The organism is Micromonospora sp. LOL_021 (assembly GCF_048060215.1).
In the GTDB taxonomy this organism is placed as follows: domain Bacteria; phylum Actinomycetota; class Actinomycetes; order Mycobacteriales; family Micromonosporaceae; genus Micromonospora_E.
Genome location: NZ_JBHMIN010000041.1, coordinates 1 through 25,603, shown reverse-complemented (window position 1 = coordinate 25,603; position 25,603 = coordinate 1). Strand labels below are relative to the sequence as shown.

28 protein-coding genes are annotated in these 25,603 nt (G+C 71.2%); 10 read left to right on the top strand and 18 right to left on the bottom strand.

Features of this window, described 5'->3' with window-relative positions:
- Positions 1–19: 19 nt before the first annotated feature.
- The 6 genes from ACFHWT_RS22980 to ACFHWT_RS22955 all read right to left on the bottom strand — a co-directional run bounded on the left by ACFHWT_RS22980 (position 20) and on the right by ACFHWT_RS22955 (position 4,479).
- A complete protein-coding gene (locus tag ACFHWT_RS22980; protein WP_416596726.1) occupies positions 20–616 on the bottom strand; it encodes a lamin tail domain-containing protein in 597 nt (198 codons plus the stop codon).
- A 232-nt stretch (positions 617–848) separates the two neighbouring features.
- On the bottom strand, positions 849–1,190 hold the full coding sequence (locus ACFHWT_RS22975; protein ID WP_416596725.1) for a DUF1416 domain-containing protein: 342 nt from the start codon (positions 1,188–1,190) through the stop codon (positions 849–851).
- Positions 1,191–1,192: 2 nt separating this feature from the next.
- Complete coding sequence (locus ACFHWT_RS22970; protein WP_278171731.1) at positions 1,193–2,041, bottom strand: sulfurtransferase; 849 nt, start codon at positions 2,039–2,041, stop codon at positions 1,193–1,195.
- A gap of 223 nt (positions 2,042–2,264) precedes the next feature.
- Positions 2,265–2,360, bottom strand: a complete 96-nt coding sequence (locus tag ACFHWT_RS22965) for an Ms5788A family Cys-rich leader peptide (RefSeq protein ID WP_416552081.1) — start codon at positions 2,358–2,360, stop codon at positions 2,265–2,267.
- A 112-nt stretch (positions 2,361–2,472) separates the two neighbouring features.
- A complete protein-coding gene (locus ACFHWT_RS22960; RefSeq protein ID WP_416596724.1) occupies positions 2,473–3,285 on the bottom strand; it encodes a DUF2993 domain-containing protein in 813 nt (270 codons plus the stop codon).
- Positions 3,286–3,444: 159 nt separating this feature from the next.
- On the bottom strand, positions 3,445–4,479 hold the full coding sequence (locus ACFHWT_RS22955; RefSeq protein ID WP_416596723.1) for a hypothetical protein: 1,035 nt from the start codon (positions 4,477–4,479) through the stop codon (positions 3,445–3,447).
- A 464-nt stretch (positions 4,480–4,943) separates the two neighbouring features.
- On the opposite strand from ACFHWT_RS22955, the gene ACFHWT_RS22950 reads away from it, so the two are divergent.
- The 3 genes from ACFHWT_RS22950 to mshD all read left to right on the top strand — a co-directional run bounded on the left by ACFHWT_RS22950 (position 4,944) and on the right by mshD (position 7,857).
- Positions 4,944–5,660, top strand: coding sequence for a winged helix-turn-helix transcriptional regulator (locus ACFHWT_RS22950; protein ID WP_278171736.1), 717 nt, complete (start codon positions 4,944–4,946; stop codon positions 5,658–5,660).
- A 222-nt stretch (positions 5,661–5,882) separates the two neighbouring features.
- A complete protein-coding gene (locus ACFHWT_RS22945) occupies positions 5,883–6,854 on the top strand; it encodes a polysaccharide deacetylase family protein (protein WP_416596722.1) in 972 nt (323 codons plus the stop codon).
- 88 nt (positions 6,855–6,942) lie between these two features.
- Positions 6,943–7,857: a mycothiol synthase gene (mshD, locus tag ACFHWT_RS22940; protein ID WP_416596721.1), complete on the top strand. Its 915-nt coding sequence runs from the start codon at positions 6,943–6,945 to the stop codon at positions 7,855–7,857.
- A gap of 38 nt (positions 7,858–7,895) precedes the next feature.
- Here mshD and pstB read toward each other — a convergent pair whose 3' ends face one another.
- From pstB to ACFHWT_RS22910, 6 genes are all read right to left on the bottom strand, one after another.
- Positions 7,896–8,675 carry a phosphate ABC transporter ATP-binding protein PstB gene (gene pstB / locus ACFHWT_RS22935; RefSeq protein WP_416596720.1) on the bottom strand — a complete coding sequence of 260 codons (780 nt, stop codon included), beginning with the start codon at positions 8,673–8,675 and terminating at the stop codon, positions 7,896–7,898.
- Between the two features lie 20 nt (positions 8,676–8,695).
- On the bottom strand, positions 8,696–9,760 hold the full coding sequence (gene pstA, locus ACFHWT_RS22930) for a phosphate ABC transporter permease PstA (protein ID WP_416596719.1): 1,065 nt from the start codon (positions 9,758–9,760) through the stop codon (positions 8,696–8,698).
- Positions 9,757–10,791, bottom strand: coding sequence for a phosphate ABC transporter permease subunit PstC (gene pstC, locus ACFHWT_RS22925; RefSeq protein WP_416596717.1), 1,035 nt, complete (start codon positions 10,789–10,791; stop codon positions 9,757–9,759). Before pstC ends, pstA begins: the two co-directional genes overlap by 4 nt.
- A 116-nt stretch (positions 10,792–10,907) precedes the next feature.
- Entirely contained in the window at positions 10,908–12,002 is a 1,095-nt protein-coding gene (gene pstS, locus ACFHWT_RS22920; RefSeq protein ID WP_416596715.1) for a phosphate ABC transporter substrate-binding protein PstS, read from the bottom strand.
- A 230-nt stretch (positions 12,003–12,232) separates the two neighbouring features.
- The gene (locus tag ACFHWT_RS22915; protein WP_416596713.1) at positions 12,233–12,697 is read right to left on the bottom strand and encodes a hypothetical protein; all 465 of its coding nucleotides are present in this window, start codon (positions 12,695–12,697) and stop codon (positions 12,233–12,235) included.
- Between the two features lie 164 nt (positions 12,698–12,861).
- Positions 12,862–13,734, bottom strand: a complete 873-nt coding sequence (locus ACFHWT_RS22910) for an NUDIX hydrolase (RefSeq protein ID WP_416596750.1) — start codon at positions 13,732–13,734, stop codon at positions 12,862–12,864.
- Between the two features lie 133 nt (positions 13,735–13,867).
- On the opposite strand from ACFHWT_RS22910, the gene ACFHWT_RS22905 reads away from it, so the two are divergent.
- The 5 genes from ACFHWT_RS22905 (at position 13,868) to ACFHWT_RS22885 (ending at position 17,569) form a co-directional block, all read left to right on the top strand.
- Positions 13,868–14,839: a Gfo/Idh/MocA family protein gene (locus tag ACFHWT_RS22905; RefSeq protein ID WP_416596712.1), complete on the top strand. Its 972-nt coding sequence runs from the start codon at positions 13,868–13,870 to the stop codon at positions 14,837–14,839.
- A 55-nt stretch (positions 14,840–14,894) separates the two neighbouring features.
- Positions 14,895–15,674: a MarR family transcriptional regulator gene (locus ACFHWT_RS22900; protein ID WP_416596711.1), complete on the top strand. Its 780-nt coding sequence runs from the start codon at positions 14,895–14,897 to the stop codon at positions 15,672–15,674.
- A complete protein-coding gene (locus ACFHWT_RS22895) occupies positions 15,667–16,329 on the top strand; it encodes an arsenate reductase ArsC (RefSeq protein WP_289212091.1) in 663 nt (220 codons plus the stop codon). Before ACFHWT_RS22900 ends, ACFHWT_RS22895 begins: the two co-directional genes overlap by 8 nt.
- Entirely contained in the window at positions 16,326–17,123 is a 798-nt protein-coding gene (locus tag ACFHWT_RS22890; protein WP_416596710.1) for an aquaporin, read from the top strand. The genes ACFHWT_RS22895 and ACFHWT_RS22890 overlap by 4 nt, the downstream gene beginning before the upstream one ends.
- An 86-nt stretch (positions 17,124–17,209) precedes the next feature.
- Positions 17,210–17,569, top strand: a complete 360-nt coding sequence (locus ACFHWT_RS22885; RefSeq protein ID WP_416596749.1) for an arsenate reductase ArsC — start codon at positions 17,210–17,212, stop codon at positions 17,567–17,569.
- Here ACFHWT_RS22885 and ACFHWT_RS22880 read toward each other — a convergent pair.
- From ACFHWT_RS22880 to ACFHWT_RS22865, 4 genes are all read right to left on the bottom strand, one after another.
- Positions 17,562–18,566: an anion permease gene (locus tag ACFHWT_RS22880; protein WP_416596709.1), complete on the bottom strand. Its 1,005-nt coding sequence runs from the start codon at positions 18,564–18,566 to the stop codon at positions 17,562–17,564. The genes ACFHWT_RS22885 and ACFHWT_RS22880 overlap by 8 nt on opposite strands.
- A 5-nt stretch (positions 18,567–18,571) precedes the next feature.
- Positions 18,572–19,198, bottom strand: coding sequence for a DUF47 domain-containing protein (locus ACFHWT_RS22875; RefSeq protein WP_416596708.1), 627 nt, complete (start codon positions 19,196–19,198; stop codon positions 18,572–18,574).
- Between the two features lie 138 nt (positions 19,199–19,336).
- The gene (locus ACFHWT_RS22870; RefSeq protein WP_416596707.1) at positions 19,337–20,245 is read right to left on the bottom strand and encodes a PPK2 family polyphosphate kinase; all 909 of its coding nucleotides are present in this window, start codon (positions 20,243–20,245) and stop codon (positions 19,337–19,339) included.
- A 46-nt stretch (positions 20,246–20,291) separates the two neighbouring features.
- Positions 20,292–20,798 (bottom strand): DUF402 domain-containing protein, encoded by a 507-nt coding sequence (locus ACFHWT_RS22865; protein ID WP_281552984.1) that lies wholly within the window; start codon positions 20,796–20,798, stop codon positions 20,292–20,294.
- 89 nt (positions 20,799–20,887) lie between these two features.
- Here ACFHWT_RS22865 and ACFHWT_RS22860 point away from each other — a divergent pair, with 89 nt between their 5' ends.
- On the top strand, positions 20,888–23,026 hold the full coding sequence (locus ACFHWT_RS22860) for an ATP-dependent DNA helicase (RefSeq protein WP_416596706.1): 2,139 nt from the start codon (positions 20,888–20,890) through the stop codon (positions 23,024–23,026).
- A 46-nt stretch (positions 23,027–23,072) separates the two neighbouring features.
- On the opposite strand, the gene ACFHWT_RS22855 is transcribed toward ACFHWT_RS22860, so the two are convergent.
- A complete protein-coding gene (locus ACFHWT_RS22855; RefSeq protein WP_416596705.1) occupies positions 23,073–24,350 on the bottom strand; it encodes an AI-2E family transporter in 1,278 nt (425 codons plus the stop codon).
- A 188-nt stretch (positions 24,351–24,538) separates the two neighbouring features.
- Between ACFHWT_RS22855 and ACFHWT_RS22850 the strand changes: the two genes are divergently transcribed.
- Positions 24,539–24,877, top strand: a complete 339-nt coding sequence (locus tag ACFHWT_RS22850; RefSeq protein ID WP_123605868.1) for a GroES family chaperonin — start codon at positions 24,539–24,541, stop codon at positions 24,875–24,877.
- A 77-nt stretch (positions 24,878–24,954) separates the two neighbouring features.
- On the opposite strand, the gene ACFHWT_RS22845 is transcribed toward ACFHWT_RS22850, so the two are convergent.
- On the bottom strand, positions 24,955–25,131 hold the full coding sequence (locus ACFHWT_RS22845) for a hypothetical protein (RefSeq protein ID WP_416596704.1): 177 nt from the start codon (positions 25,129–25,131) through the stop codon (positions 24,955–24,957).
- Positions 25,132–25,603 lie beyond the last annotated feature (472 nt).

Genomic DNA, 25,603 nt, shown 5'->3' with positions numbered 1-25,603 from the left:
GGCGGTCAACCCGGAATCGTCACGGGTTGACCGGGCATCGCACCCAGTCCCGGCCCTTCACGTACGACCAGGAGCAGGTGTGCAGAGCGTAGCCTTTACGGTGCCGCAGGAATGCTTTGTCGCCGTCGACGTCCCACACGAAACCGCTGGTGTTCCAGTAGACGGTTCGTGCGGTGTCGTCACCGGCGCCGGAACGCAGCCAGACTCGGCCGCCTTTTCCGGGAATGACGACGTCGCCGAACCGGTAGGTTCGGCCGTTCTTGTTGTGCACCGTGTAGCCGCGCAGGTTGATCGCCGTCTTGCCTCGGTTGACCAGTTGCAGCCATTCCCGGTTGGCCAGCGCACCGCTGCCGTCGTCGACGCCGTTCGGGTGGTACTGCACGCTGTGCACCCGCAGGCTGGATGCGGCGCTCGCGGGCACGGCGATGGTCAGTGAGGTGACCAGCCCAAGCATCGCCGCAGTCAGGGCACCGACAGTCTTTCGCATGATTCCCCCCATGGGATGAGCAATTTTCGCAGGCGTCGGAAAAATCGAATCCCGATTCGCCGTACGCCCGCTACCGCCACGAAAAATTGTGTACGACAGGCCGCCCAATTCACCAGAGAGTGACGTCATCAAGTCAGTTCGTCCTGCCGCACCGTCATGTCGGGCGCCGGTGACTTGTCGGCGTGGCCACCGGCCGGAGCGACCAGGGTGACGCCGTCGGTCGGCCGTTTCCGCTGTCCACAGGGCGACAGCGGGGACCAACGGCGAGCGATCCGCCGCCAATGTCGGGTCACGAAGCCGACAGGCCGCCGCCCCGGAAGGACTTCCGGGGCGGCGGCCTGTCGTCGGGTCGGGCCGGGTGTCAGCTGCCGACAGTCACCGAGACCTCGTTGACTCCCTGGGCGGCGGTCACCGGGGTGTCGCCGTTGCCGTGCCGGGACAGGGCCCGCAGCGTCCAGCTGCCCGGTGCGGCGAAGAACCGGAACTGGCCGGCCGGCGAGGTGACCACCTCGGCGGTGAACTCGCCGGTGGCGTCCAGCAGCCGCACGTACGCGCCGGCCACGGCCTCGCCGTCGGCGGACCGCACGGTCCCGGTGATCACGGTCTCCTTGGCCAGGTCGACGCTGGCCGGCAGCGGTGCCGCCTGGTCCGGGGCGGCGCAGCCCGCCGCGATCGGAGCGTTCGGTGTGGTCGCAGCGGTCATCGTCACGCCTTCCCGGGCTCGTCGCCGAGCACCACCGGCACGCCGATCAGCGAGCCGTACTCGGTCCAGGACCCGTCGTAGTTCTTCACGTTGGAGTGCCCGAGCAGCTCCTTGAGCACGAACCAGGTGTGCGAGGAACGCTCGCCGATCCGGCAGTACGCGATGGTGTCCTTGCCGTCCTCGAGGCCGGCCTCGGCGTAGAGGGCGCGCAGCTCGTCGTCGGACTTGAAGGTGCCGTCCTCGTTGGCGGCCTTGGACCACGGCACGTTGACCGCGGTCGGGATGTGCCCGGCCCGCTGCGCCTGCTCCTGCGGCAGGTGGGCGGGGGCGAGCAGCCGGCCGGCGAACTCGTCGGGCGAGCGGACGTCGACCAGGTTCTGGGTGCCGATCGCGGCCACCACCTCGTCGCGGAACGCCCGGATGGAGCTGTCCGGCTCCTGGGCGACGTACTGGGTGGCCGGGCGGGCGACCACCTCGGTGGTCAGCGGGCGGGCGTCGAGCTCCCACTTCTTGCGGCCGCCGTCGAGCAGCTTGACGTCGCGGTGGCCGTACAGCTTGAAGTACCAGTACGCGTACGCGGCGAACCAGTTGTTGTTGCCGCCGTAGAGCACCACGACGTCGTCGTTGCCGATGCCCCGCTCGGACAGCAACGCCTCGAACTGCGACTTGTTGATGAAGTCGCGGCGAACCGGGTCCTGCAGGTCGGTCTTCCAGTCGATCTTGACAGCGCCGGCGATGTGCCCGCCGTCGTACGCGGAGGTGTCCTCGTCGACCTCGACGAAGACGACGCCCGGGGCGTCGAGGTTCTTCTCGGCCCAGTCGGCCGAAACGAGTGCGGTGTCGCGACTCATCAGATCACTCCCTGGTTGGTCTCCCCCTTGCCCGGCGGGCCGCCGGTGCGGAGGAAGCGGATCGGTGGCAAGTCCACGCCGCAGGTTGTCGCACCTGTGCGGGACCCTGGAGGACGGATCACGGACGTGCGACGGCGCCGCTGCCGGGCGATGGTGAGAATTCTTCGGCGCTGGTCACCGACCACAGAAAGGGTCGACGACAGCCCGCCGGGTCAGCCCGCCGTCAGAGGACCGGGCGACACAGGCAGGTGGCCACACGGCACAGGTCGACCGCGCGCCGCTTGGTGAGGAACTTCCCCATGGGGCCGAAGCTTACCAGCCTGTTTCCGGACGGTCACCGATCCGACCACGCAATGGGACATCCGAACGTTGAGACCTGCGCCACGCTGCCGGAGATGGTCAGCCAAGCGCCGGTCAGCCAAGCGCGCCGGTCAACCGAGTGCGCTCAGCGGCACGTCGGTGGCGGTGGCGGTGACGGCGAGGCCGGCCGGCGTCACGGCGACCTCCTGCAGGTCGAGCTGGAACGGCAGGGCGGGCAGCGGCACCGCGATGGACAGCTGCTGGGCGTAGGCCTCGACGAACCCGCGGGCCGCCTCGTCGCCGGGCAGCCCTTCGGCGGCGAGTTCCTCGAAGCGCAGCAGCACCTCGCCCGGGGCGACCTCCAGGTCCGCGGTACCGGTCAGGGTGACCTGCTGACCGAGGATGTCCACCGGGGCGGTGACGCCGAGCTGTCCATCCTGTTCGGACAACTCCACGCCGGGCTGGTCGATCAGCTGCACGATGCTGTCGTAGGAGACCGTGGCGGTGCCCTGCACGGTTTCCGCGGTGACCTCACCCTGCCCGGTGCGCAGCGTCTCCAACGGCGCCTGTACGCCCCGCGCGTCGACGTCGAGGGTGGGCAGCCGCACGCTGTTGCCGTTGACCGCCGCCGACACGTCGCGCAGCACGATCGAGACCGACTGGTAGCGGCCGGTCGCGACCTGGCTGAGGAACGGGAAGCCGCCGATCGAGACCTCCGGCTCGGAGGATTCGATGTTCTGCCCGGCCACCTGCTGGCGGATCTGGTCGGCGACCGCGCGTTCGGCGTACGCGACGGCGACCCGGTCGGCGACGACCAGGACGAGTGCCAGGACGAGCAGCAGCACCGCGACGACGGCCAGCGACCGGCGGGCTCGTCGGCCCGGTTGCCGCCGGGGACGCGACCGGCGGACCGGTTCCTCCTGGTACGCCGGATAGGTCGACACGGTGCCTCCTCGGCTGCGGACGGATGCGCCGACCGTATCTACCCAACCTGAGTACGGCTCACCCGGCACCGGCCCGACCGGTCAGGTCACCTCACCGAGACCGACCGGGGCACCTCACCCCCCGACCGCCCCGGCACCTCAGTGAAGAACCGCCCCGCCTCAGTTGAAGATCAGCACACCGAGGGCGTAGGACAGCGGCGCGGCGAGGGCGAACCCGCCGAGCGGTCCCTGCATGTGCCGGGCCACCCACATGGTCGGCGGATCCCCGGCCATCTGCCGGCTGGCCTCGGCGTAGCCGGTGGCGAGGTCGACCAGGACCGCCGCGCTGGCGGCGACCAGACCGACCAGGGCCGCGGTGACCGGGGTGAAGCCGACCACGTAGATGCCGAGCACCGCACTGGCCAGCGTGCCGACCATGGCGCCGAGCACCACTCCGGTGGCGCCTCGGGGCACCTGCGGGGCGAGCCGCGGCCGGGCCACCACCGCGTCGGTGAGCCGGGCGGTCATCAGGGCGATGCCGGTGCCGGCCAGTGCCACCACGATGGTCTGGGTGCCACCGAGCTGCAGCCGGCTGAGCACGATCAGGGTGGCGAAGGCGACCACTCCGACGACGATCTGCAACGTGGCACCGAGTGACTCGGTGACCCTGGTGCGGTCGGCCGGCCGGATCAGTTGGGCGAGGACCGCGATGACGAAGCCACCTGCCGCCGCGTACCCGACCGGGGCCAGCGACGCGACGGTCGGCAGCAACGCTCCGATGTCGGCGGCGGCAGCGGCGAGCAGGCTCACCCCGCCGATGACCGGCATCGCCGGTGGCCGGATCGCCAACGTCCAGGAGATCACGAAGAGCAGTTGTACGCCGAAGACGACAATCGTGAACGGGGTCCGGGCCAGCCCTGGACCGGCGGTCTGCGCACCGAAGATCAGCCCCAGGGCCAGCAGCACGGAGAACCCGGCCACGGTGAGCGAGATGGTCCGGCTGACCGGCACCGGCGCCGATGTGGACCGGCTGCTGACGGTTTCCTGCTCCCCGGTGCGGTCCGGCCGGTCCGCCGGCCGGCTGTCCGCCGCACCCGACGGACCGGTGGCCTCGCCGGCCGCAGCGGCCGCACCACCGGGAACGGGCGGGTGGCCCGGGGCAGGCGCTGGAGCCCGACCCGGGGCCGGGCCGGGAGCGGGCGCCCGACCAGGCACCGGCGCGGCAGCCCGACCCGGACCGGGAGCGGGTGGCCGGCCGGGAGCGGGCGCCCGGCCAGGCGTCGGTGGACCGGGGGCCGGCGGTCCCGGGACGACGGCGCGACCGGGGCCGCCCCGCATGCCGCCGGGCCGCCCGCCGGGCGGTGGCCCAGCCGGCGACTCCCGGCTACCGTCAGGCCACTGTCCGCGACCGGTCTCGGATGGCGTGGAGGGATGCACGCCCTGATGGTGCCAGACGGGGCGGGTGGCCCGCTGGCGACGGCGCGGGGCCGTTATGGCCGACTGCACAGATGAACAGCTCACCGCCCCGCTGTTTCCGGCACCTAATCGGTTAAGCTCATGACTTAACCACCCGTCAGCGAAGCCGGGGTTCGACGCCACTGTCTGCGGTGACGGCCACGTGGCCGGCGTCCGCGGTCACCACGCGCGGCCGGGACAGGCCGCGAGGACGGAGGTGATGTGTGGAAATCCTGCTGCTGGTAACGGCCCGTGCGGGCGAGCCGTCGGCCGTACTGCCCGCACTCGACCTGCTCCCCCACTCGGTGCGGACCGCGCCCCGCGACGTCCGCACCCTGGTTTCCGGGCCGAGCCCGGACGCGGTCCTGGTCGACGCCCGGTCGGAGCTGTCCGAGGCCCGTGCGACCTGCCGGATGCTGCATGCCACTGGTCTGGGCGTCCCGCTGGTCGCGGTGGTCACCGAGGCCGGCCTGATCGCGCTGAACGCCGACTGGGGCGTCGACGACGTCATTTTGGCCAGCGCCGGCCCGGCCGAGGTGGAGGCGCGGCTGCGGTTGGCGGTAGGTCGGCTGACCAACGCCACGTCCGGCGCGGGCGGGCTGATCCGGGCCGGCGAGCTGACCATCGACCCGGACACCTACGCGGCGAAGCTCAAGGGCCGTCCGCTCGACCTGACCTACAAGGAGTTCGAGCTGCTCAAGTTCCTCGCCCAGCACCCGGGGCGGGTCTTCACCCGCGACCAGCTGCTGCGCGAGGTCTGGGGCTACGACTACTTCGGCGGCACGCGTACGGTCGACGTGCACGTGCGGCGGCTGCGGGCCAAGCTCGGCTCGGAGTACGAGTCGATGATCGGCACGGTGCGCCAGGTCGGCTACAAGTTCGTGGTGCCGCCGAGCCGCTCGTCGCTGCCGGACACCGAGCCGGCACCGCTGCCGGTCTAACGGCAGGTTTAGCCGGACCGGCTGTCGGTCTAGCGGATCTTGCCACCTACCGTGGCGCAACACCGAAACATCAACTGAGGCGCCATCCGGATCTGCCCGGATGGCGCCTCAGTTTTTCGTCCGAATAGATCGTTTAAATCGGTTATCTACCGTTTCACCTAACCAGCCAACTGCAGTCTCCTAGCGTCGGGCCGACAACCGACCGACGGCGGGAGGACTGCAGTGACGGTGCTGGCGGGTCTACGCGGGCTGACCATCGCCGCAGTAGCTGTGACAGCCGTCCTGACCAGCGCGTACCTCCTCGGTTCCAGCAGTGCGCCGGCCGACCGGGCCGCCCCCGACCCCACGCCCGCACCGGCACCGGGCCCCCCGACCCGCAGCGGACCCGACCCCGACCTGGTGCCGCCACCGGCCCGGTCCACGGCGGCGCCGTCGTCACCCGCCGGGGCACCGGACCCGGACCAGTTGGATCCCGAGCAGCCGGACCCCGAGCAGCCGGCGGCCCGGCTGCCGGCGTACGCCCCACTGGCCCCCGACCGCAGCGGACCGCACGGCACCCGGCGGACCAGCGGCAGCGCCGCAGTCGCCCTCACCTTCGACGACGGCCCGCACCCCGTGCACACCCAGCAGACCCTCGACGTGCTCCGCCAGTTCGAGGTGAAGGCGACCTTCTGCCTGGTCGGCCGGAACGTGGTCGCTCATCCCGAGCTGGTCCGGGCCATCGCAGCCGATGGGCACACCCTGTGCAACCACTCGTGGAGCCATGACTTCGACCTCGGCGGCTACCCCACCGCCGCGATCCGCGCCGATCTGATTCGCACCTCCGAGGCGATCCGGGCCGCCGCCCCCGGCCACCCCGTCTCCTACTATCGCCAACCCGGTGGCTTCTGGACTCCCGCCGTGGTCGAGGTGGCGCGGGAACTGGGCATGACCTCGATCCACTGGACCATCGACCCGGCCGACTACTTCCAGCCCGGTGCGGGCAGCATCACCGCGACGGTGACCGCGCAGGCCGTACCCGGGTCGGTCGTGCTGCTGCACGACGCCGGCGGCAACCGGACCGGCACGGTGCTGGCGCTGCGCTCGATCCTGCCGAACCTGCGGCAGCGCTTCCTGGTCGACGCGCTGCCGCCGATGGCCGAACCGGCCGACCAGCGCAGCCGCCGGCTACACCTGCGCACCGGCCAAATCTGACCCGCAACCCCGCCGGCCCGCTGATCCGCCGGCACCCCGACCCGCCACGCCGCGACGGGTGGACCAGACGGGAGATACGGTGGGGCACGTGGCTGAGCCGGTGACCCAGACGACCGTGACCGCCGAATCGTCCGACCGGCTCGACCCTGCCCAGGTCGACCAGGTGCTGAAGCTGGCTACGGCCGCCGCCGACACCGACGGCGCCGACCCGCTGCCGGAGCAGGTCGTCATCGGCCTGCGGGACGCGGCGTCCGCCCGGCACCTCACGCTGACCGACCCGACCGGCGAGATGATCGGGTACGCGCACCTCGACCCGACCGATCCGGCCGGCCCGGTCGCCGAACTGGTGGTCCATCCAGCGTACCGGCGACGCGGGTACGGTCGTCGGCTGCTGGCCGGGCTGCTCGACGCCGTCGAGCCCGCCGCCCCGCTGCGTGTCTGGGCGCACGGCGACCACCCGTCGGCCGCTGCCCTCGCCCTCGACCACGACTTCGGCAGAGACCGGGTGCTGCTGCAGCTACGCCGCAAGCTGGCCGACCCGTTGCCCGAGCCGGCCCTGCCGACCGGGGTACGGATGCGATCGTTTGTGCCGGGTCAGGACGACGCCGCCTGGGTGGCGCTCAACGCGAAGGCGTTCGCCGACCATCCCGAGCAGGGCCGCTGGGGGTTGCCGCAGCTGCACGCCCGGATCGCGCAGCCGTGGTTCGACCCGGCCGGTTTCCTGCTCGCCGAGGATCCGGCCGGCCGGCTGCTCGGCTTCCACTGGACCAAGGTGCACACCGGGCCGGCGGTCGGCGAGGTCTACGTACTCGGTGTCGACCCGGACGCGCACGGCGGCGGTCTCGGCCGCGCGCTGACCCTGGCCGGACTACGGCACCTGGCCGCTACCGGGCTGCACCGGGCGATGCTCTACGTCGACGAGTCGAACACCGCCGCGGTACGGCTCTACACCCGGCTCGGCTTCCTGCGCTGGTCGGCCGACGTGACCTACCGCCGGCGCTGACCGGCCGGCCTCGGCCGACCGGTTGATGCCCGCGCGGGTCAGCCGAACCGGCCGGTGATGTAGTCCTCGGTCGCCTTGACCTTCGGGTTGCTGAAGATCCGCTGCGTGTCGTCCATCTCGATCAGCTTGCCGGGCTGCCCGGTGCCGGCGATGTTGAAGAAGCCGGTGCGGTCGCTGACCCGGGCCGCCTGCTGCATGTTGTGCGTGACGATGACGATGGTGAACTCGGCCTTCAGCTGGTGCATCAGGTCCTCGATGGCGAGAGTGGAGATCGGGTCCAGCGCGGAGCACGGCTCGTCCATCAGCAGCACCGCCGGCTTGACTGCGATCGCCCGGGCGATGCACAGCCGCTGCTGCTGCCCACCGGAGAGGCTGGAGCCGGGCCGGCCCAGCCGGTCCTTGACCTCCTCCCACAGGTTGGCGCCGCGCAGCGTCTGCTCGACCAGTTCGTCGAGGTCGGCCTTGCGCATCCGACCGCCGTTGAGCTTCACCCCGGCCGCCACGTTGTCGTAGATCGACATCGTCGGGAACGGGTTGGGACGCTGGAACACCATGCCGACCTGCCGCCGTACCGCGACCGGGTCGACGCCGACGCCGTACAGGTCGTCGCCGTCCATCGCGACCTTGCCGGTCACCCGGCCGCCGGGCACCACCTCGTGCATCCGGTTCAACGAGCGGAGGAAGGTCGACTTGCCGCAGCCGGACGGGCCGATCAGCGCCGTCACGGAACGCGGCTCGATGGTCATGTCGACCTGCTCCACGGCCTTGAAGTTGCCGTAGAAGATGTCGAGGTCGGAGACTTCGATGCGCTTGGCCACTTGAGGGGTCCTTTCCGCGGTCAGCGGCTGGTCGGCAGGGAGAAGAAGCGGGAGATCAGCCGGGCCACCAGGTTGAGGCCCATGACGATGACGAACAGGGTGAGCGCCGCCGCCCACGCGCGTTCCACACCGAACTCCGGCCGGGCACCGGGGATGCTGTACGAGTAGTAGGTGAAGATCGGCAGCGAGGACATCCGGCCGTCGAACAGGTTCCAGTTGGTTGCCGTGGTGCTGCCGGTGATGATCAGCAGCGGGGCGGTTTCGCCGATCACCCGGGCGATGGCGATGGTCACGCCGGTGGCGATGCCCGGAGCGGCGGTCCGTAGCACCACCCGCAGCACGGTGCGCCACTTCGGCACGCCGAGCGCGTACGACGCCTCGCGCAGCTCGTTCGGCACCAGCTTGAGCATCTCCTCGACCGAACGGACCACCACCGGCACCATCAGCACCGACAGGGCGACGGCACCGCCGAGGCCGAACCGGATGCTCGGGCCGAAGAAGATCGCGAAGAAGGCGAACGCGAACAGACCTGCCACGATGGACGGGATACCGGTCATCACGTCGACCAGCAGGGTGACCCACCGGGCCAGCCGGCCTTTGCCGTACTCGACCAGGTAGACGGCGCACATCACGCCGACCGGCACCGAGATGAGGGTGGCCGCGCCAGTGATCATCAGGGTGCCGACGATGGCGTGCAGCGCCCCGCCGCCCTCACCCAGCACGCCCCGCATGTCGCTGCTGAGGAAGGTCCCGTCGAACCGGTGGATGCCGTTCTGCGTGACGGTGATCATCAACGACAGCAACGGCAGCATCGCGAGGGTGAAGGCGAGGCTGACCAGCACGGTGACGAACCGGTCCTTGGCCCGACGACCGCCTTCGACCTGCCAGGAGACAGCCGGCAGGGCCACCATCACGAGCAGTACGCCGATGGCCAGCGAGAGCGGGATGGCAAGCCCGAGGCTGAGGCCGCCGACCAGGCCGACCGACAGGCTGCCGCTGACCACCGCCCATGGTGCCCACTTCGGCAGTACGCCGCTGGTCAGCGGGCTGGTGACGGGTGCCCGGGGCGGGGTGATGGTGGTCATGCGTTCGCTCCCGAGAAGTCGCGCCGACGGGCGACGACGGCCCGGGCGGCGAAGTTGACGACGAAGGTCAGCGCGAACAGCACCAGGCCGGTGGCGATCAGCGCGTTCACCGCCAGCCCGCTGGACTCGGGGAAGTCCAACGCGATGTTGGCGGCGATGGTGCTGCTGTTGACCGAGTCGATCAGGTTGATGGTGATCACGTCGGAGGCGGAGAGCACCATCGCGACCGCGAGGGTCTCGCCGAGCGCCCGGCCCAGCCCGAGCATGCTGCCGCTGATGATTCCGGAGCGGCCGAACGGCAGCACGGTCATCCGGATCATCTCCCAGCGGGTGGCGCCGAGCGCCAGGGAGGCTTCCTCCTGCAGCCGGGGCGTCTGCAGGAAGACCTCCCGGTTGACCGCGGTCATGATCGGCAGGATCATCACCGCGAGCACCAGACCGGCGGTCAGCATGGTCCGGCCGGTGGCCGAGGCGGGGCCGGCGAAGAACGGGATGAAGCCCAGGTACTCCTCCAGCCAGCGGTAGACCGGAACGATGTTCGGGGCGAGGAAGAAGATGCCCCACAGTCCGTACACGACGCTGGGTACGGCAGCCAGCAGGTCGACCAGGTAGCCCAGACCGGCGGCGATCCGGCGCGGCGCGTAGTGCGAGATGAACAGCGCGATGCCGATCGCGAGTGGGGTGGCGAACACCAGCGCGATCACCGCGGCGAGGACCGTGCCGAACAGCAGCGGGGTGACGTACGCGATGAAGCCTTCACCGCCGGGCAGGTCCTCCGGGTCGGCGACCAGGGCGGGGAGTCCCTCGTAGAGCAGGAAGGCCGCGACCGCGGCGAGGGTGACCAGGATGAGCACGCCGGCGCCGACGGCGGTGCCGGAGAAAATCTGGTCACCGATCCGTTTGCCGGACCGGCCCCGACGACGGGTCTCGGCGTTCGGCGGCTCGCCCGTCGACGTGCCGCGCGGCGAGTCGCCGCCGGGCGGCGGATCACTCGATGGGGTACCGCTCTGCGCGGTGGCGGGCTTTGTCACGGATTACGCCTCCTCAGGCCGTGTCGTGACGGGCGGTGCGGGGATACGCCGCAGGTCCGGACGGCCACCGGGTGACCGTCCGGACCTGGGTCGCAGGGCTGGACGTGGTGCTGGACTCAGCCGGCGACGGTGATCGCGTCGATGGCCTGCTGTGCCTGGCTGCGCAGCGTCGCGGAGATCGGCGCGGAGCCGGCGTTCTCGGCGGCGGCCTGCTGGCCCTCCTCGCTGATCACGTGGTTGAAGAACGCCTTGACCAGGTCGACCTTCTCCTGGCTGTCGTAGTTGACGCAGGCCAGCTGGTAGGAGACCAGCACGATCGGGTAGACGCCGGCCTCGGTGGTGTCCCGGGGCAGGTCGATGGCGAAGCTGAACTCGGGGCGACCGGCGACGGTCTCGGCGGCGTCGACGACGGCGGCGGCCGCCTCGGCCGAGTACTCGACGAACTCCTCGCCGACCTGGACCGCGGCGACGCCGAGGTCGGTGGCCTGGGAGGCGTCGATGTAGCCGATGGTGCCCTCACCGCCGCGCAGCGCGGCAGCGACACCCTGGGTCTGCGCGGCGGCCTCGCCACCGGTGGTCGGCCAGTCGCCGGAGACCTCGTACGGCCAGTCGGCCGGGGCGGCCTTGGCCAGGTAGTCGACGAAGTTCTCGGTGGTGCCGGACTCGTCCGAGCGGTGCACGGCGGTGATCGCCAGGTCGGGCAGTGCGGCGTCCGGGTTGAGCTCGGCGAGCGCCGGGTCGTTCCAGTTGGTGATCTTGTTGTCGAAGATCTGGGCGATCGCCGACGGCGACAGGTTCAGCGTCTCCACGCCCGGCAGGTTGTACGCCACGGCGATCGGGCTGATGTAACCGGGGAACTCGATGAAGCCCTGCTCGCCGCAGGTCTCCAGGGCCGCCGCGACCTCTTCCTCGTCGAGGTACGCGTCAGAGCCGGCGAAGTCGGAACCGCCGCTGGTGAACTGCTCGCGGCCGCCGCCGGAGCCGATCGGGTCGTAGGTGACGGTCGCGTCCGGGGCGACGGAGGTGAATCCGGCGATCCACGCCTCCATCGCGGCACCCTGCGAAGAGGCGCCGGCGCCAGCGAGGTCGCCGCTGACCGAGGTTCCGGAGCCGTTGTCAGGCTCCGAGCCGTCGTCGCCGCACGCGGCCACGCCGAGGGTAAGCATGACGGCGGCCGGCAGTGCGGCCAGCCGGAGGGACTTACGATTCACGGTGCGTTGCCTCTCTGAGGTCGGGTGGCGAGTCGCCGCCCAGGGGTCGCGGGGGGCGAGTTCACCGTCTCGAACGCCGAGGACGGTACGAGCCGTGGCTAAACTGCCGACCGGAGCATGGTGAACAGAAGGTGAACGGGGGTTGTATGGTCGCCGTCCGAGCTGAACCGACGCTCGACTGTGACCGACGTCGCACCTCGGCCGACGGGTTTCGCCGCCTACGTCGGTGATCAGCTTTCGGGCCGATCGCGCCGCACCAGCCGCCACCGGCGGGCCTGCTCGGCCGGAAGCTGGTAGCCGACCGCACCGGAGCGGCCGGAACCGGTCCGGGCCATCCGCTGCAACGGCAGCCCCCACTTCGGATAGTCGTGGTACGCCTTGACGATCCGGGTCAGCCCGCCGAGCGCGCCGATCACCTTGTCGACCGGGCTGCCGAGCCGCGCCGCGAGGTCGCCGACCGACATGGTCTCGCCGGGGTGCTCGGCGAGCAGGTCGAGGATCGCGAACACGGTCTGGTGCGTCCGGGACCGGCCCTGGGCGAACCGGCGCAGCTCCTCGACCGGCCACTCCTTGGCGGCGCGGGCCGTGGACCGGGCCCGGCGGGCTGGCTTCGGGATCGGTCTGGGCCGTTGGTCGAGCTCCTCGATCAGCCGGGCGATGTGCGAGACGTACTCGGCGGGCACGGCAAGATGCACGAGGTCGTCGGTGTCCGTCGGCGCACCTCGCGCGGCTGAGGTCCCTGGTCGTGGAGCCATCTGTCCCGTCCGGTAGCGGTCGCGGGCGAGGACCGCCCGGCACCCTGTCGCGTTTGTGCGCGCCAAAGTATCACCGCTTGGTAACGCAAGATCATCTATCCGGTTCAGGGCTTGACAACCGCGAAGCTGACCGTCCCGTCCGGATCCACGTGCAGCTGAGGGGTCACCGGTACGGCCGGATCCCGGCCAGCGGCGGCCGCGAAGACGGCACCCGGGTCGGCGCAGCCGGCGACCTCGCCGAGCGTCACCCGGGTGGGTGGCAGCAGCTGCCAGTCGCCGCTCTCCGCCCGGTTCAGGGCCAGCCTCGGCCGGACCCACAGCGTCTGATCCGCCTCACCGGACACGTCCCGGGTCGCCTGCCCGACCGGCAGCCGGGCCACGAAGAAGTGGGCGTCGAACCGGCGCGGCTCGAAGTCCGGAGTGATCCACCGGCTCCACGCGGCGAGCAGGTCCGACCGCAGGGTCAGCCGCCGACGGCGCAGCAACTCCGCGAAGCTCAGCGTCCGGGCGAGCAACGCCTGCCGGTCGACCTCCCACTCCGGACCGTCCACCGCGTCGACCACAGTGGTCTCGTCCGGACCGGCCAGCAGCACCCCGGACTCTTCGAACACCTCCCGGGCGGCGGCGCAGACCACTGCCCGCGCCTGGTCCGGTGGACACCCCAGCCGCGCCGCCCAGTGCTCCGGGTCCGGCCCGGCCCAGTCCAGCTCGCCGGCGGCGTCGGAGGGATCCACCCCACCGCCGGGGAACGCGTACACCCCGCCGAAGGCGACGGCCGCCACCCGCCGGATCAGGTAGACCTCGAACCCGGTGCCGCCGGGCTCCCCCGTCGACCCCGGGTCCGTCGTCGGGCCCGGGTCCGTCGTCGGGCGCAGCAGCAGCACGGTCGCGGCGACCCGTGGTCGCACCGGTTCCCGGCCGGCCGCGTAGAACCGGCTGGCCTGCTCGACCATCGCCTCGGGTACGGCGAACAGCATCGGATCGGGTGGCGCGGCGAAAGCCGTGACGTCGTCGTCGGTGGGCACGCGCCGAGCGTAGGTCGTCGCCCGGCAGACCGGCCAGCACGCCCCGCCGTCGCCGCGCACGGACTCGCTGGCTAGCGTGCCTCGCATGACTCGTTGGGGAATCCTCGCCACCGGCGGCATCGCCGCCCGCTTCGTCGAAGACCTGCAACTGCTGCCCGACGCCGAGGTGCTGGCGGTCGGCTCCCGCTCGGCGGCCAGCGCGCAGGCGTTCGCCGACCGCTACGGCATCCCCCGGGCGTACGGAACATGGGACGAGCTCGCCGCAGACGGTGACGTCGACATCGTCTACGTGGCGACGCCGCACTCGGCGCACCACGCCGCGACCATGACCTGCCTGGCCGCCGGCCGGGCGGTGCTGTGTGAGAAGCCGTTCACCCTCGACCTGGCCAGCAGCACCGAGCTGGTGGAGACCGCCCGGGCCCGAGACGTGTTCCTGATGGAGGCCATGTGGATGCGGTGCAACCCGACCGTACGCCGGGTGTGCGAGCTGATCGACGACGGCGCGATCGGTGAGGTCGTCTCGGTGCACGCCGACTTCGGCCTGGCCGGGCCGTTCGCGCCGGAGAGCCGGATGCGCGACCGCGCGCTCGGCGGCGGCGCCCTGCTCGACCTGGGCATCTATCCGGTGAGCCTGGCGCATCTGGTGCTCGGCCGGCCGGACTCGGTGCACTCCTGGGCGAAACTCACCCCGGAGGGCGTGGACCAGAACACCGGCGTGCTGCTGGGCTACGAGTCGGGCGCGGTGGCCGCGTTGACCTGCGGTATCGTCGGGGCCACCCCGGTGACCGCGACGATCACCGGCAGCACCGGCCGGATCGCGCTGCCCGACCCGTTCATCTGCCCGAGCGAGTTCACTCTCCGCCGGGGCACCGGCGACCCCGAGGTGGTGCGGGTGGTCGAGCCGGCCGGCAACGGCTACCAGTACGAGGCGGCCGAGGTACACCGCTGCCTGGCCGCCGGTCTGCGGGAGAGTCCGCTGGTGCCGCACGCGGTGTCCCTCGAGATCATGGAGCTGCTGGACACGATCCGCGGCCAGATCGGCGTCAGCTACGGCTGATCCAGGCCGGGAGTTTGCTTGACTCCGGTGACTTACCTCAGCAATCATTGAGTCAATGAACGCTGAGGTAAGTCACCGTGCCGACGACCGGCCGCCGCCCGCCCGTCCGCTGGAGCGGCGCGCCCAGCTGCCCGCCGGGCAGCTGGAACAGCGCGCCCGAGTGCACGCGGCGCTCGGCGACCCGGCCCGGCTGGCCATGGTCGACCTGCTGCACCTCGGCGACGCCGCCCCCGGCGAGCTTGGCCGGCGGCTCGGGCTGCCGAGCAACCTGGTCGCCCACCACGTCAAGGTCCTGCAGGAAGCGGGCCTGCTGCGCCGCGCCCGGTCCGAGGGCGACCGCCGCCGCAGCTACCTGCAACTGGTGCCGGACGTCCTCGCCGGGCTGGCACCACCGCCGCTGGCCGGCGTCGACCGGGTGGTCTTCGTCTGCACCCACAACTCGGCCCGTTCCCAGCTCGCCGCAGCGCTCTGGCAGCGCACCGGCCCGACCCCGGCCGCCTCAGCCGGCACCCGGCCGGCGACCAGGGTGCACCCCCGGGCGGTGGCGCTGGCCCGCCGGCTCGAGCTCGACCTCGACCCGGCCCGCACCGCGCACGTGTCGGCCGTCGTCAGCGACGGCGACCTGGTCGTCGCAGTCTGCGACAACGCCCACGAGGAGCTAACCGGGGCCGGTGCGCCCGACCTGCACTGGTCGGTGCCGGACCCGGTTCGGGTGGACACCGACGCCGCCTTCGAAGCCGCGTACGCCGACCTCGCCGGCCGGGTCCACCGGCTGGCCCCCGCCATCACCAGCCGGGCCACCGCCCCCACGTCCACCGGAGCCCACCATGTCTGACGTCACCGACGCCGTCCGCCCCGACCTGTCCATCGACCAGCAGGTGGCGCTGCGTACCGCAGCGACCCGGCTGGCCCGGGAGTTCGACGGCACCTACAACACCGAGACGATCGAACGGTTCCTGGCATCCAGCTACGACCAGTTCGCCACCGGCAGCACCATCCCCAACTATCTGCCGCTGCTCGCCGAGCGGTTCGCCCGGCAACGGCTGCAGGCCCTGGCCCGGGTCGAGGGCCTGCACTCCGACGGCCGCCCGGTGGTGCTCTTCCTCTGCACCCACAACGCCGGCCGCAGTCAGATGGCGCTCGGATTCCTCACCCACCTGGCCGGTGACACGGTGGTCGCCTGGTCCGGCGGCAGCGAGCCGGGCCACGAGGTCAACCGGGCGGCGATCGCGGCGATGGCCGAACGCGGTATCGACATCTCCGGCGAGTACCCCAAGCCGTGGACCGACGAGGTGGTCCGCGCCGCCGACGTGGTGGTCACCATGGGCTGCGGTGACGCCTGCCCGGTCTTTCCCGGCACCCGGTACGAGAACTGGGAGCTGGACGACCCGGCGGGGCAGGACGTCGACGGCGTACGGCCGATTCGCGACGAGATCGAGCGCCGGGTCCGCCGGCTGCTGGACGACCTACAGAAAGTGGAGAACGCGTGAACCCGATCGCACTCTGGCGACGGCTGCTGGCCGAGTTCGCCGGCACCGCCCTGCTGGTCACCTCGGTGGTCGGTTCCGGGGTGATGGCTCAGACGTTGTCGCCGGACGACGTCGGGCTGCAACTGCTGCAGAATTCGATCGCCACCGCCTTCGCGCTCGGCGCGCTGATCCTCATCTTCGGCCCGGTCTCCGGCGGGCACTTCAACCCGGTCGTCTCGGCCGCCGACTGGTTCCTCGGGCGACGCAGCCGCACCGGTCTGACCCTGCCGGATCTGACCGGCTACGTCGCCGCGCAGGTGACCGGCGGCGTCGCCGGAGCGATCCTGGCCAACCTGATGTTCGCCCTGCCGGCGGTGACCTGGTCGGCCAAGGAGCGGTCGGCGGGCAACCTGTGGCTCGGCGAGGTGGTCGCCACCGCCGGTCTGGTCCTGCTGGTCTTCGCGCTGGCCAGGTCGGGCCGGGCCGGCGCGGCACCGGCCGCGGTCGGTGCCTACATCGGTGCCGCCTACTGGTTCACCTCATCGACGTCGTTCGCCAACCCGGCGGTGACGATCGGCCGGGGCTTCACCGACACCTTCGCCGGCATCCAGCCTGCCTCGATCCCGGCGTTCCTGGTCGCCCAGGTCGTCGGGCTCGCCGTCGGAGTCGCCCTGCTGCTGGCGCTCTACCCGGGGGTGGGACGCGCCGCCGACCAGGTCGTGGTGCCGGCCGAGCCGGCCCAGCCGGCAGGTCCTGCCCAGCCGGGCGGATCGGCGACCGACGAGGCCGACGACCTGGCGACCGCCCGACGCTGATCTGCCGATCCACACCCCTCGAAGGAGACACCGTGAGCAAGCCCAGTGTGCTGTTCGTCTGCGTACACAACGCGGGCCGGTCCCAGATGGCCGCCGGCTGGCTGCGTCACCTCGGCGGCGACGCGGTCGAGGTCCGCTCGGCCGGCTCCGCGCCGGCCGAGTCGGTCAACCCGGCGGCGGTCGAGGCGATGCGCGAGGTCGGCATCGACATCACCGACCAGATCCCGAAGCGGCTGGAGTGGTCCACGGCCGAGTCCTCGGACGTGATCGTCACGATGGGCTGCGGTGACGCCTGCCCGGTCTTTCCCGGCAAGCGGTACGAGGACTGGCAGTTGACCGACCCGGCCGGCAAGGGCGTCGAGGCGGTCCGGCCGATCCGGGACGAGATCCGCCGCCGGGTCGAGGCACTGCTCGCCGACCTGGTCCCAGCGACGCGGGTCAGCTGAACAGCGGGCGGACGACGAAGTACATCACCGCGCCGATGCCGCCGGCCGCTGGGAAGGTCAGGATCCAGGCACCGACGATGTTGCCGGCGACGTTCCACCGTACGGCCGACAGCCGCTTGGTCACTCCGACGCCCATGATCGCCGAGGTGATGGTGTGCGTGGTGGAGATCGGCGCGCCGAGTACCAGTGCGTTGAAGTAGAGCACCGAGCTGGCGACGGTCTCGGCGGCGAACCCCTCCGGCGGCCGCAGGTCGATGATCTTGCGACCGAGGGTACGGATGATCCGCCAGCCACCGGCGTAGGTGCCCAGCGCCAGCACGGTCGCCGAGGTCCAGAAGACCCATTCCGGGATGGTCTCGGCGTCCGACTGGAAGCCGCCGACGAACAGGGCAAGCACCACGATGCCGATGGTCTTCGCGGCGTCCTGCATGCCGTGCCCGACCGACATCGCCGCCGCCGAGATGGACTGGGCGATCCGGAAGCCCCGGTTGAGCTTGCCCGGCTGGCCGTTGCGGAAGATCCACTGCACGGCGAGCATGACCAGGAAGCCGAGGGCGAAGCCGACCAGCGGGGAGAGCACCATCGGCGCCACCACGTCGCTGGCGATGCCGCCCCACAGCACCGTGCCGGAGGCGGCGATGGTGGCGCCGACCAGGCCGCCGATCAGCGCGTGGGACGACGACGACGGCAGCCCGAAGTACCAGGTGATCAGGTTCCAGGTGATCGCGCCGACCACACCGGCGAAGACGATGCCGAGGCTGGAGACGCCAGCCGGCAACTCGACCAGGCCGCTACCGACGGTCTTGGCCACCTCGGCACCAAAGTGGGCGCCGATGAAGTTACCGACCGCGGCCATGATCAGGGCGACCCGTGGGGTGAGTGCCCGGGTGGAGATGCTGGTGGCGATGGCGTTTGCCGCGTCGTGGAACCCGTTGGTGTAGTCGAAGACCATGGCAACGGTGATCACCGCGAGGACGGCGATGAGTTCGGCGCTCACCCGGCTCAGGACTCCTTGACCGCGATGGTCTCGACGGTGTTGGCCACGTGCTCGAAGGCGTCGCAGGCGGCCTCCAGCTCGTCGGCGACCTCCTTCATCTTCAGCACGGTGAGCGCGTCGTACTCGCCGGAGAAGAGCCGGACCAGCAGCATCCGGTACGACCGGTCGCCCTCGTTCTCCAGCCGGTTGCACTCGATCCAGTAGTCGTCGAGGTTCTTCATCGCCCGCAGCCGGGGCATCGCGTCTGCGGTCACCCGGGCCTGCTGGTCGAGCACCGCGATCAGCTCGTGCATCTCCCGGGGCAGCGACGGCAGCTGGGTCAGCCCGTAGAGGTAGAGCAGGTTGCCGACCGCCTCCAGGTGGTCCATCACGTCGTCGAGCTGGCTGCCCAGCCGGTAGATGTCCTCCCGGTCGAACGGGGTGATGAACGCCGAGTTGATCTTCTTGTAGAGGTCGTGGGTGATCTGGTCGCTGTCGTGCTCGACCTCGGTGAGCCGCTCGCTGACCGACTGGACGTCGACCCCGGGCAGGGCGAGTTCGTTGAGCAGCTCGGTGCCCCGCATGAGGTTCTGCGCGGCCTTGGTGAACAGTTCATAGAAGGCGCCCTCGACCGGGCGGAAGGAGAACTTCACAGCGCAGACCTCGTCGCAGACGATGGGGAACAGGGGCTGGCCACGGGAAACGCCCGCGCGCTCTGCAGGGAATGCTAGGGAACAGCGAATCGCGTCTGCTCGCGGCCCACCCCTGTACACCTACGAGTCAGGCTCTGTTCATCCGCCGTTCACTCTCGGTCCGTCCCCGGCGAGCAGCCGGGCGTGCTCCTTGCGCAGGTCGAACCGAGCTGGCGGGTAGCTCAGGTCCAGATCCGCGAAGTGCTCCCGGAGCAGGTGCGCCAGCGCCCAGTCCCGGTACCACTTGCGGTCGGCCGGCACCACGAACCAGGGCGCGGCGTCCGTGGCGCACCGGCTCAACGCCTCCGTGTACGCGGCCTGGTAGTCCGGCCACTTGCTGCGCGCGTCCACGTCCCCCGGGTGGTACTTCCAGTGCTTGGTCGGATCGGTCAACCGGGACAACAGCCGCTCCCGCTGCTCCGCGTACGAGATGTGCAGGAACACCTTGATCAGCACGAAACCCTCGTCGACCAGCCCGGCCTCGAATTCGTTGATCTCGTCGTACCGGGCCCGCCAGGTCTCCTCCGGCACCAGCGACTCGACCCGTACCACCAACACGTCCTCGTAGTGTGACCGATCGAACACCCCGACCTGGCCGGCGGCCGGCAACGCCTGGCGGATCCGCCACAGGAAGTGGTGCCCCAACTCCTCCTCGGTAGGTGGCCCTAACGCCCGGATCTGCAGGCCGAGCGGGTTCATCGCGCCGGCCACCCGCTTCACCGCGCCGCCCTTGCCGCCGCAGTCCATCGCCTGCAGCACCAGCAGCACCCGCCGACCGGCCGCGTCGCCGGCAACCGCCTGGGCGTGCAGCATCTCCTGCTGCTCGGCCAACTCGTCGCCGATGCGGCGGACCTCGGCGCGGGCCCACGACTTGCGGTCCGGCCCGGTCACCGACAACGCCGGCAGCCCTGGCGTCGACCTCGGGTCGATCGCGGACAGGTCGAGCGGCCGGCCGGCGCCGACCCGAAGCAGTTCCCGGACAGGTGGCTCGTACAGGTCAGCAGTCATCAGCCGATCATCGCCCAGCCGACCGCCGACCGCCCAGCCGGTCCGGTCAGCAGACCAGCGCCAGCCACTTCCGGTAGGCCGAGGCGAACGGCTCGGTGCCGTCGCCGAGCGCGTCCTGCAACCAGCGGGCGGCGGCCCAGGCCGACTCCACCACGTCCTCCGGGTAGCCGTATCGCACCCGGTGCTCGGCGAACTCGTCCTCGTCGCGCAGTTCCACCAGACCGGTCGCCCGGCGCCGCACCACATCAAGATCAAGATCTATGAGGTGTACGGTGGACTCGTCCTCCCAGCGGGCCGGGCTGGCGATGTCGCAGTAGACCTCGCTGGTGCGCGGTGGCGGGTTGAACATGCAGGTCCACCACTGCTCACGCGGCACCAGCAGGACGAACGGGATCTGCTCCACCGACGGGCGACCGTGGTAGATCGACTCGGTGCCCCGGGGCACGCCGAGCCACACGCCGACCTCGTCCTCAGTCAACCGGCGTGCCGGATAGTCGCGGTGGGCCGAACCGTCGTACTTGCGATAGACCACCCGTACGACATCGCTCGACATGTGTCGCACCTTAACCGATGGCCGGCCGCCGGAAGGCAACGTGCAGGTGACGCCCGGGTACCGGCGACGGACCCGACGGCACGCTGTGGATGACCGCCGAGGACGACGCTGGTGATCGGTACTGTCACCGGGTGACCCCTGCGACGACCACCAGCACCGCGTCCGCTCCGGCGGCCCCGCCGCGCCCGGCCGGCCGGTCCGGCACCGGACGGCCCAGCGCCGCCCAGTTGCTCGCCGCCGCGGTCGGCGCGGTCCCCGGCGGCTCGGCCCGGCCCGGCCAGCAGGAGATGGCGTCGGCGATCGCCGACGCCATCCGCAGCCGGCACCACCTGCTCGTGCAGGCCGGCACCGGCACCGGCAAGTCGCTGGCCTACCTGGCGCCCGCGCTGACCGTCGACGGTCCGGTGGTGGTCTCCACCGCCACCCTGGCGCTGCAGTCCCAGCTGGTCGAGCACGACCTGCCCCGGCTCGCCGACGCGGTCGAGCCGATCCTGCGCCGCCGGCCCACCTTCGCCGTCCTCAAGGGCCGGCACCACTACCTGTGCCTGGCCCGGCTGGAGGACTCGGCCGAGGAGGAGCCGACGGACCTGTTCGACGCCGCCGGCGACAACGCCGACAGCGGCGGCAGCAACGGTGGTGGCACCCGTTGGCTGGGTGCCGCCGGCCGGCTCGGCAAGCAGGTGCAACGGTTACGCGACTGGGCGATGGAGACCGACACCGGCGACCGCGACGAGCTGGACCCCGGCGTCGACGACCAGGTGTGGCGGCAGGTGTCGATGCCGGCCCGGGAGTGCGTCGGGGCGGCCCGCTGCCCGTACGGCGAGGAGTGCTTCGCCGAGGCGTCCCGGTTCCGGGCCCGCGAGGCCGACGTGGTGGTCACCAACCACAGCCTGCTCGCCGTCGACATGCTCGCCGGCCGGCACATCGTGCCGCCGCACAAACTGCTGATCGTCGACGAGGCCCACGAGCTGGCCGACCGGGTCTCCTCGGCCGCCCAGGCCGAGCTCACCCCGGACGTGATCGACCGGGCCGCCCGGCGGGCCCGGCCGCTGCTGCCGCCGGAGACCGCCGAGCAGCTCACCGAGGCCGGTGACGCCCTCGCCGTCGGGCTGGGCGAGTCGCCGGCCGGGCGGCTGACCAGCGGTCTGCCGCCAGCACTGCACGAGGCGTGCACCCTGCTGGAGTCGGCGACCCGGGCCGCGCTGGACAAGATCGGCGACATCAAGGCCGACGACCCGGACCCGGTGCGCAAACAGCAGGCCAAGTCGGTGCTCGACGAGCTCTCCACCACCGCCCAACGGCTGCTCGACGAGGCCGAACACGACGTCGCCTGGGTGGAGAAGCCGGACGGCCCGGCCGCCAACCGCCGGGCGCTGGTGGTGGCACCGCTGTCGGTGGCCGGCACCCTGTCCAGCCACCTCTACGAGGAGCGGACCGTGGTGGCCACCTCCGCCACCCTGACCCTGGGCGGCCGGTTCGACACGGTGGCCCGGTCGTTGGGTCTGGAGACCGCCGCCCCGGCCACCGAGCAGACCGAGGCGGTCACGGCCGACGATCTCAGCTGGCGGTCACTCGACGTCGGTTCCCCGTTCGACTACCCCAAGCAGGGAATCCTGTACGTCGCCGCGCACCTGCCCCGGCCGACCGTCTCCGGGCTGCCCGCCCAGGCCGGCGAGGAGCTGCTGTCGCTGATCGGCACACTCGGTGGCCGTACCCTCGGATTGTTTTCGTCCCGGCGGGCCGCGCAGCAGGCGGCGGAGCTGGTCCGGGCGCGGACCGGGCTGACCGTGCACGTGCAGGGCGAGCAGGCGTTGCCGCTGCTGGTCCGCCGGTTCCGGGAGGACCGGGCGAGTTGCCTGTTCGGTGTGATGTCGCTGTGGCAGGGGGTGGACGTGCCCGGCGACGCCTGCCAGCTGGTGGTGATCGACCGGCTGCCGTTCCCCCGGCCGGACGAGCCGCTGGCCGCCGCCCGCGCCGCCGCCGTGGACGCCGCCGGCGGCTCCGGGTTCGCGGCGGTCAGCGTGCCGATCGCGGCGGTACGCCTGGCGCAGGGCGCCGGTCGGCTGATCCGGTCGACCGGTGACCGGGGTGTCGTGGCGGTGCTGGACTCCCGGTTGGAGACGGCCCGTGGCTACGGCGCGTTCCTGCGCCGCTCGTTGCCGCCGTTCTGGTACACCACCCGGCCGGAGGTGGTGCAGGGCGCGCTGCGCCGGCTGGCCGCCAGCTGACCCGCCGCGAGTCGGGCGGTTCGGCCGCCGGTCGGCTGCGGTCGGGTCACGGCGGGCTGGTGCCGACCACCACGGAAGCCGGCGTCGGCGGTGGCGGGACGTGCCGGCGGCGGGCCAGCCGGCGTACCGCCGTGTTCAGCACCGCGATCAGCGGTACGGCGACCAGCGCGCCGACGATGCCGGCCAGCACCACACCGGAGGTCACCGCAAGCACCACGGCCAGCGGGTGGATCGCAACCGCCCGCCCCATGATCAACGGCTGCAGGACGTTGCCCTCCAGCTGCTGAACCGCGATCACCGCACCCAGGATGATCAACGCGGTGACCCAGCCGCTGTCCACCAAGGCCACCAGGATGGCCACCGCGCCGGACAGGGTCGCGCCGACGATCGGGATGAACGCCCCCAGGAACACCAGCGCGGCCAGCGCGAACGCGAACGGGATGTCGAACAGCACCAGGAAGATCCCGATGCCCACGGCATCGATGAACGCCACCAGCACGGTCGCCCGGACATAGGCGACCAGGGTCGTCCAGGCCGCGCTACCGGCGTCGTCGACCCGCCAGCGCGCCGCGACCGGGAACATGCCGACGATGAACCGCCAGATCCGCTGCCCGTCCCGGAGGAAGAAGAACGTCGAGAACAGCACCAGCAGCGCACCGGTGAACAGCTCCACGACCGTACCGGCGGTGGAGACCGCGCCGCTGGTCAACGTCTGGGTGTTCTCGGTGATCCAGTTCTGCCCGGCCTCGACGTACTCGTCGAGCTGGCCGTCGTCGAGCTTGAGCGGCCCGGTCCGCAGCCACTGCTGGATTTCCCCGATGCCGCTGGCCGCCTTCTCGCTCAGGTCGGGCAGGCCGGTGATGAACTCGTTGACCACCAGGGTCAGCGTGCCGACCACCCCGGCCAGCCCGGTGATCAGCACCACCGCCGTGGCCAGGGTACGGGGCACGTGAGCCCGCAGCAGCCAGCCGACCGCCGGGGCGAGCAGCGCGGCGAGCAGCAACGCCACCAGCACCGGGATGATGACGATCCGGACGTTGCCGATGACCCGCAGCAACGCCCATCCGACGATGCCGATCACGATCAGCCGCCACGACCAGGCGGCGGCGATCCGTAGCGCGTGCGGCACGTCCGCGTCGTCGCGGCTCGTGGTCGACAGGTGCCCGTCGCCCGGCGGCGGGGTCTCCGCGCCCGGGTCTGCACCCGCGCCGGTCAGCTCGTCGGCGGCACCGGCCGCGGCGGCCCGGCGGGACCGTTCCCGCTCCCGGGCGGCCCGCACCGACTCCCGCCCGGCCTCGTACGCCTGGCGTAGCCGCCCTCTCATTTGTTGCAGCCGGCTCAAGCGAAACCCCCGGAGTCAAGTGTCGGTCCGTACACGGTAACGGGCACATGTGCGTCGTTGCTGCCGCTGCCTCCCTGAACTCTCCCCGAAGTGCCCCGTACGGGCATCGGGCAACCATCCCGCCGACCCACCCGCGACCGGCCGGCACACCCACGCGGTACGGTTCGGTCGTGACCGCCGACCCACCACACGACAACGGTTTGCCGATCCGCCTGCTGCATGACCGGGTGCTGGTCAAACTCGAAGGCGGCGAGGGTGAGCGCCGCTCCACCGCCGGCATCGTGATCCCGGCCACCGCGTCGGTGGGCCGGCGACTGTCCTGGGCGACCACGGTCGGGGTCGGACCGAACGTACGCTCGATCGTCACCGGTGACCGGGTGCTGTTCGACCCCGAGGACCGCTCCGAGGTCGAGCTGCACGGTCGCGGCTACGTCCTGCTCCGCGAACGCGACGTGCACGCGGTGGCCGCCCAGCGGGTCGAGGAAGACTCCACCGGCCTCTACCTGTAGCTCAACGGCCCCACGCCGGTGCGGTCATTGTGACTCACCAGCCACCCTCGCTCGAATCGCCACCAGCTACGCACCCGTCACCGCACCGGGCTGCTGTTGCGATGCTCGGCTTCCGCACCGCCGCTCAGATCGCCGGCAACGCCCAGCCCCGACCTACGCTGACCAAAGCCGACGTCACCGACTTGGCCACCGTTAGCGCCCGTTTCTGCGCTGCCCTTGATGCCGCCCTTCGCGCAACAGTCAACATTGCCCATCACACGAAGGACTCCCTTGACCACATCAGCGCCATACCGCTTCCCAGTCGACGTTCTCGTGTTCCTTTAGCGCGAGGACGGCCGAGGAAGCATTGGTTTGCGGTGGCAATTTGCACGATTGCCCTCCAGGCGGATTATAGCCAACGGCACCCTTGTCGCATCGGATCATTTCGTGTTAGCGGCTAAAACCCACGTCCGCCAGGCGTCTTGCCAGGTCCTGCTGGTAGCGGCGTGGGAAGTCACCTCCCCGTAATTTCCCGGCAGCGAGCCGACGTGAAGGTTGCGCCACGCGCGCTGTGCCCGACTGCTGGCCACTTCCGTGTCGAGTTGAGTCCAGTACAGGAGCGTCTCCGACGTAGCCCTCTCACGCAGTCGCGGATCGTCCCGGAACCATTCGGCATTGTGATAAAGGAGGTCTATTCACAGGCGATCCTGTAGAAGTGCAGCCCGATGACACAGGAGATCGTTTCCG

What these genes read in the sequence shown, in the direction of transcription:
- ACFHWT_RS22870 (WP_416596707.1), bottom strand. Translation starts at nt 20,245, where the DNA reads ATGACTGCTGACCTGTACGAGCCACCTGTCCGGGAACTGCTTCGGGTC.
- ACFHWT_RS22900 (WP_416596711.1), top strand. Translation starts at nt 14,895, where the DNA reads ATGAACGCTGAGGTAAGTCACCGTGCCGACGACCGGCCGCCGCCCGCC.
- ACFHWT_RS22865 (WP_281552984.1), bottom strand. Translation starts at nt 20,798, where the DNA reads ATGTCGAGCGATGTCGTACGGGTGGTCTATCGCAAGTACGACGGTTCG.
- ACFHWT_RS22975 (WP_416596725.1), bottom strand. Translation starts at nt 1,190, where the DNA reads ATGACCGCTGCGACCACACCGAACGCTCCGATCGCGGCGGGCTGCGCC.
- ACFHWT_RS22980 (WP_416596726.1), bottom strand. Translation starts at nt 616, where the DNA reads ATGACGTCACTCTCTGGTGAATTGGGCGGCCTGTCGTACACAATTTTT.
- ACFHWT_RS22855 (WP_416596705.1), bottom strand. Translation starts at nt 24,350, where the DNA reads ATGAGAGGGCGGCTACGCCAGGCGTACGAGGCCGGGCGGGAGTCGGTG.
- ACFHWT_RS22895 (WP_289212091.1), top strand. Translation starts at nt 15,667, where the DNA reads ATGTCTGACGTCACCGACGCCGTCCGCCCCGACCTGTCCATCGACCAG.
- ACFHWT_RS22885 (WP_416596749.1), top strand. Translation starts at nt 17,210, where the DNA reads ATGGCCGCCGGCTGGCTGCGTCACCTCGGCGGCGACGCGGTCGAGGTC.
- pstA (WP_416596719.1), bottom strand. Translation starts at nt 9,760, where the DNA reads ATGACCACCATCACCCCGCCCCGGGCACCCGTCACCAGCCCGCTGACC.
- ACFHWT_RS22970 (WP_278171731.1), bottom strand. Translation starts at nt 2,041, where the DNA reads ATGAGTCGCGACACCGCACTCGTTTCGGCCGACTGGGCCGAGAAGAAC.
- ACFHWT_RS22845 (WP_416596704.1), bottom strand. Translation starts at nt 25,131, where the DNA reads ATGGGCAATGTTGACTGTTGCGCGAAGGGCGGCATCAAGGGCAGCGCA.
- ACFHWT_RS22910 (WP_416596750.1), bottom strand. Translation starts at nt 13,734, where the DNA reads ATGCTGTTCGCCGTACCCGAGGCGATGGTCGAGCAGGCCAGCCGGTTC.
- ACFHWT_RS22860 (WP_416596706.1), top strand. Translation starts at nt 20,888, where the DNA reads ATGACCGCCGAGGACGACGCTGGTGATCGGTACTGTCACCGGGTGACC.
- ACFHWT_RS22905 (WP_416596712.1), top strand. Translation starts at nt 13,868, where the DNA reads ATGACTCGTTGGGGAATCCTCGCCACCGGCGGCATCGCCGCCCGCTTC.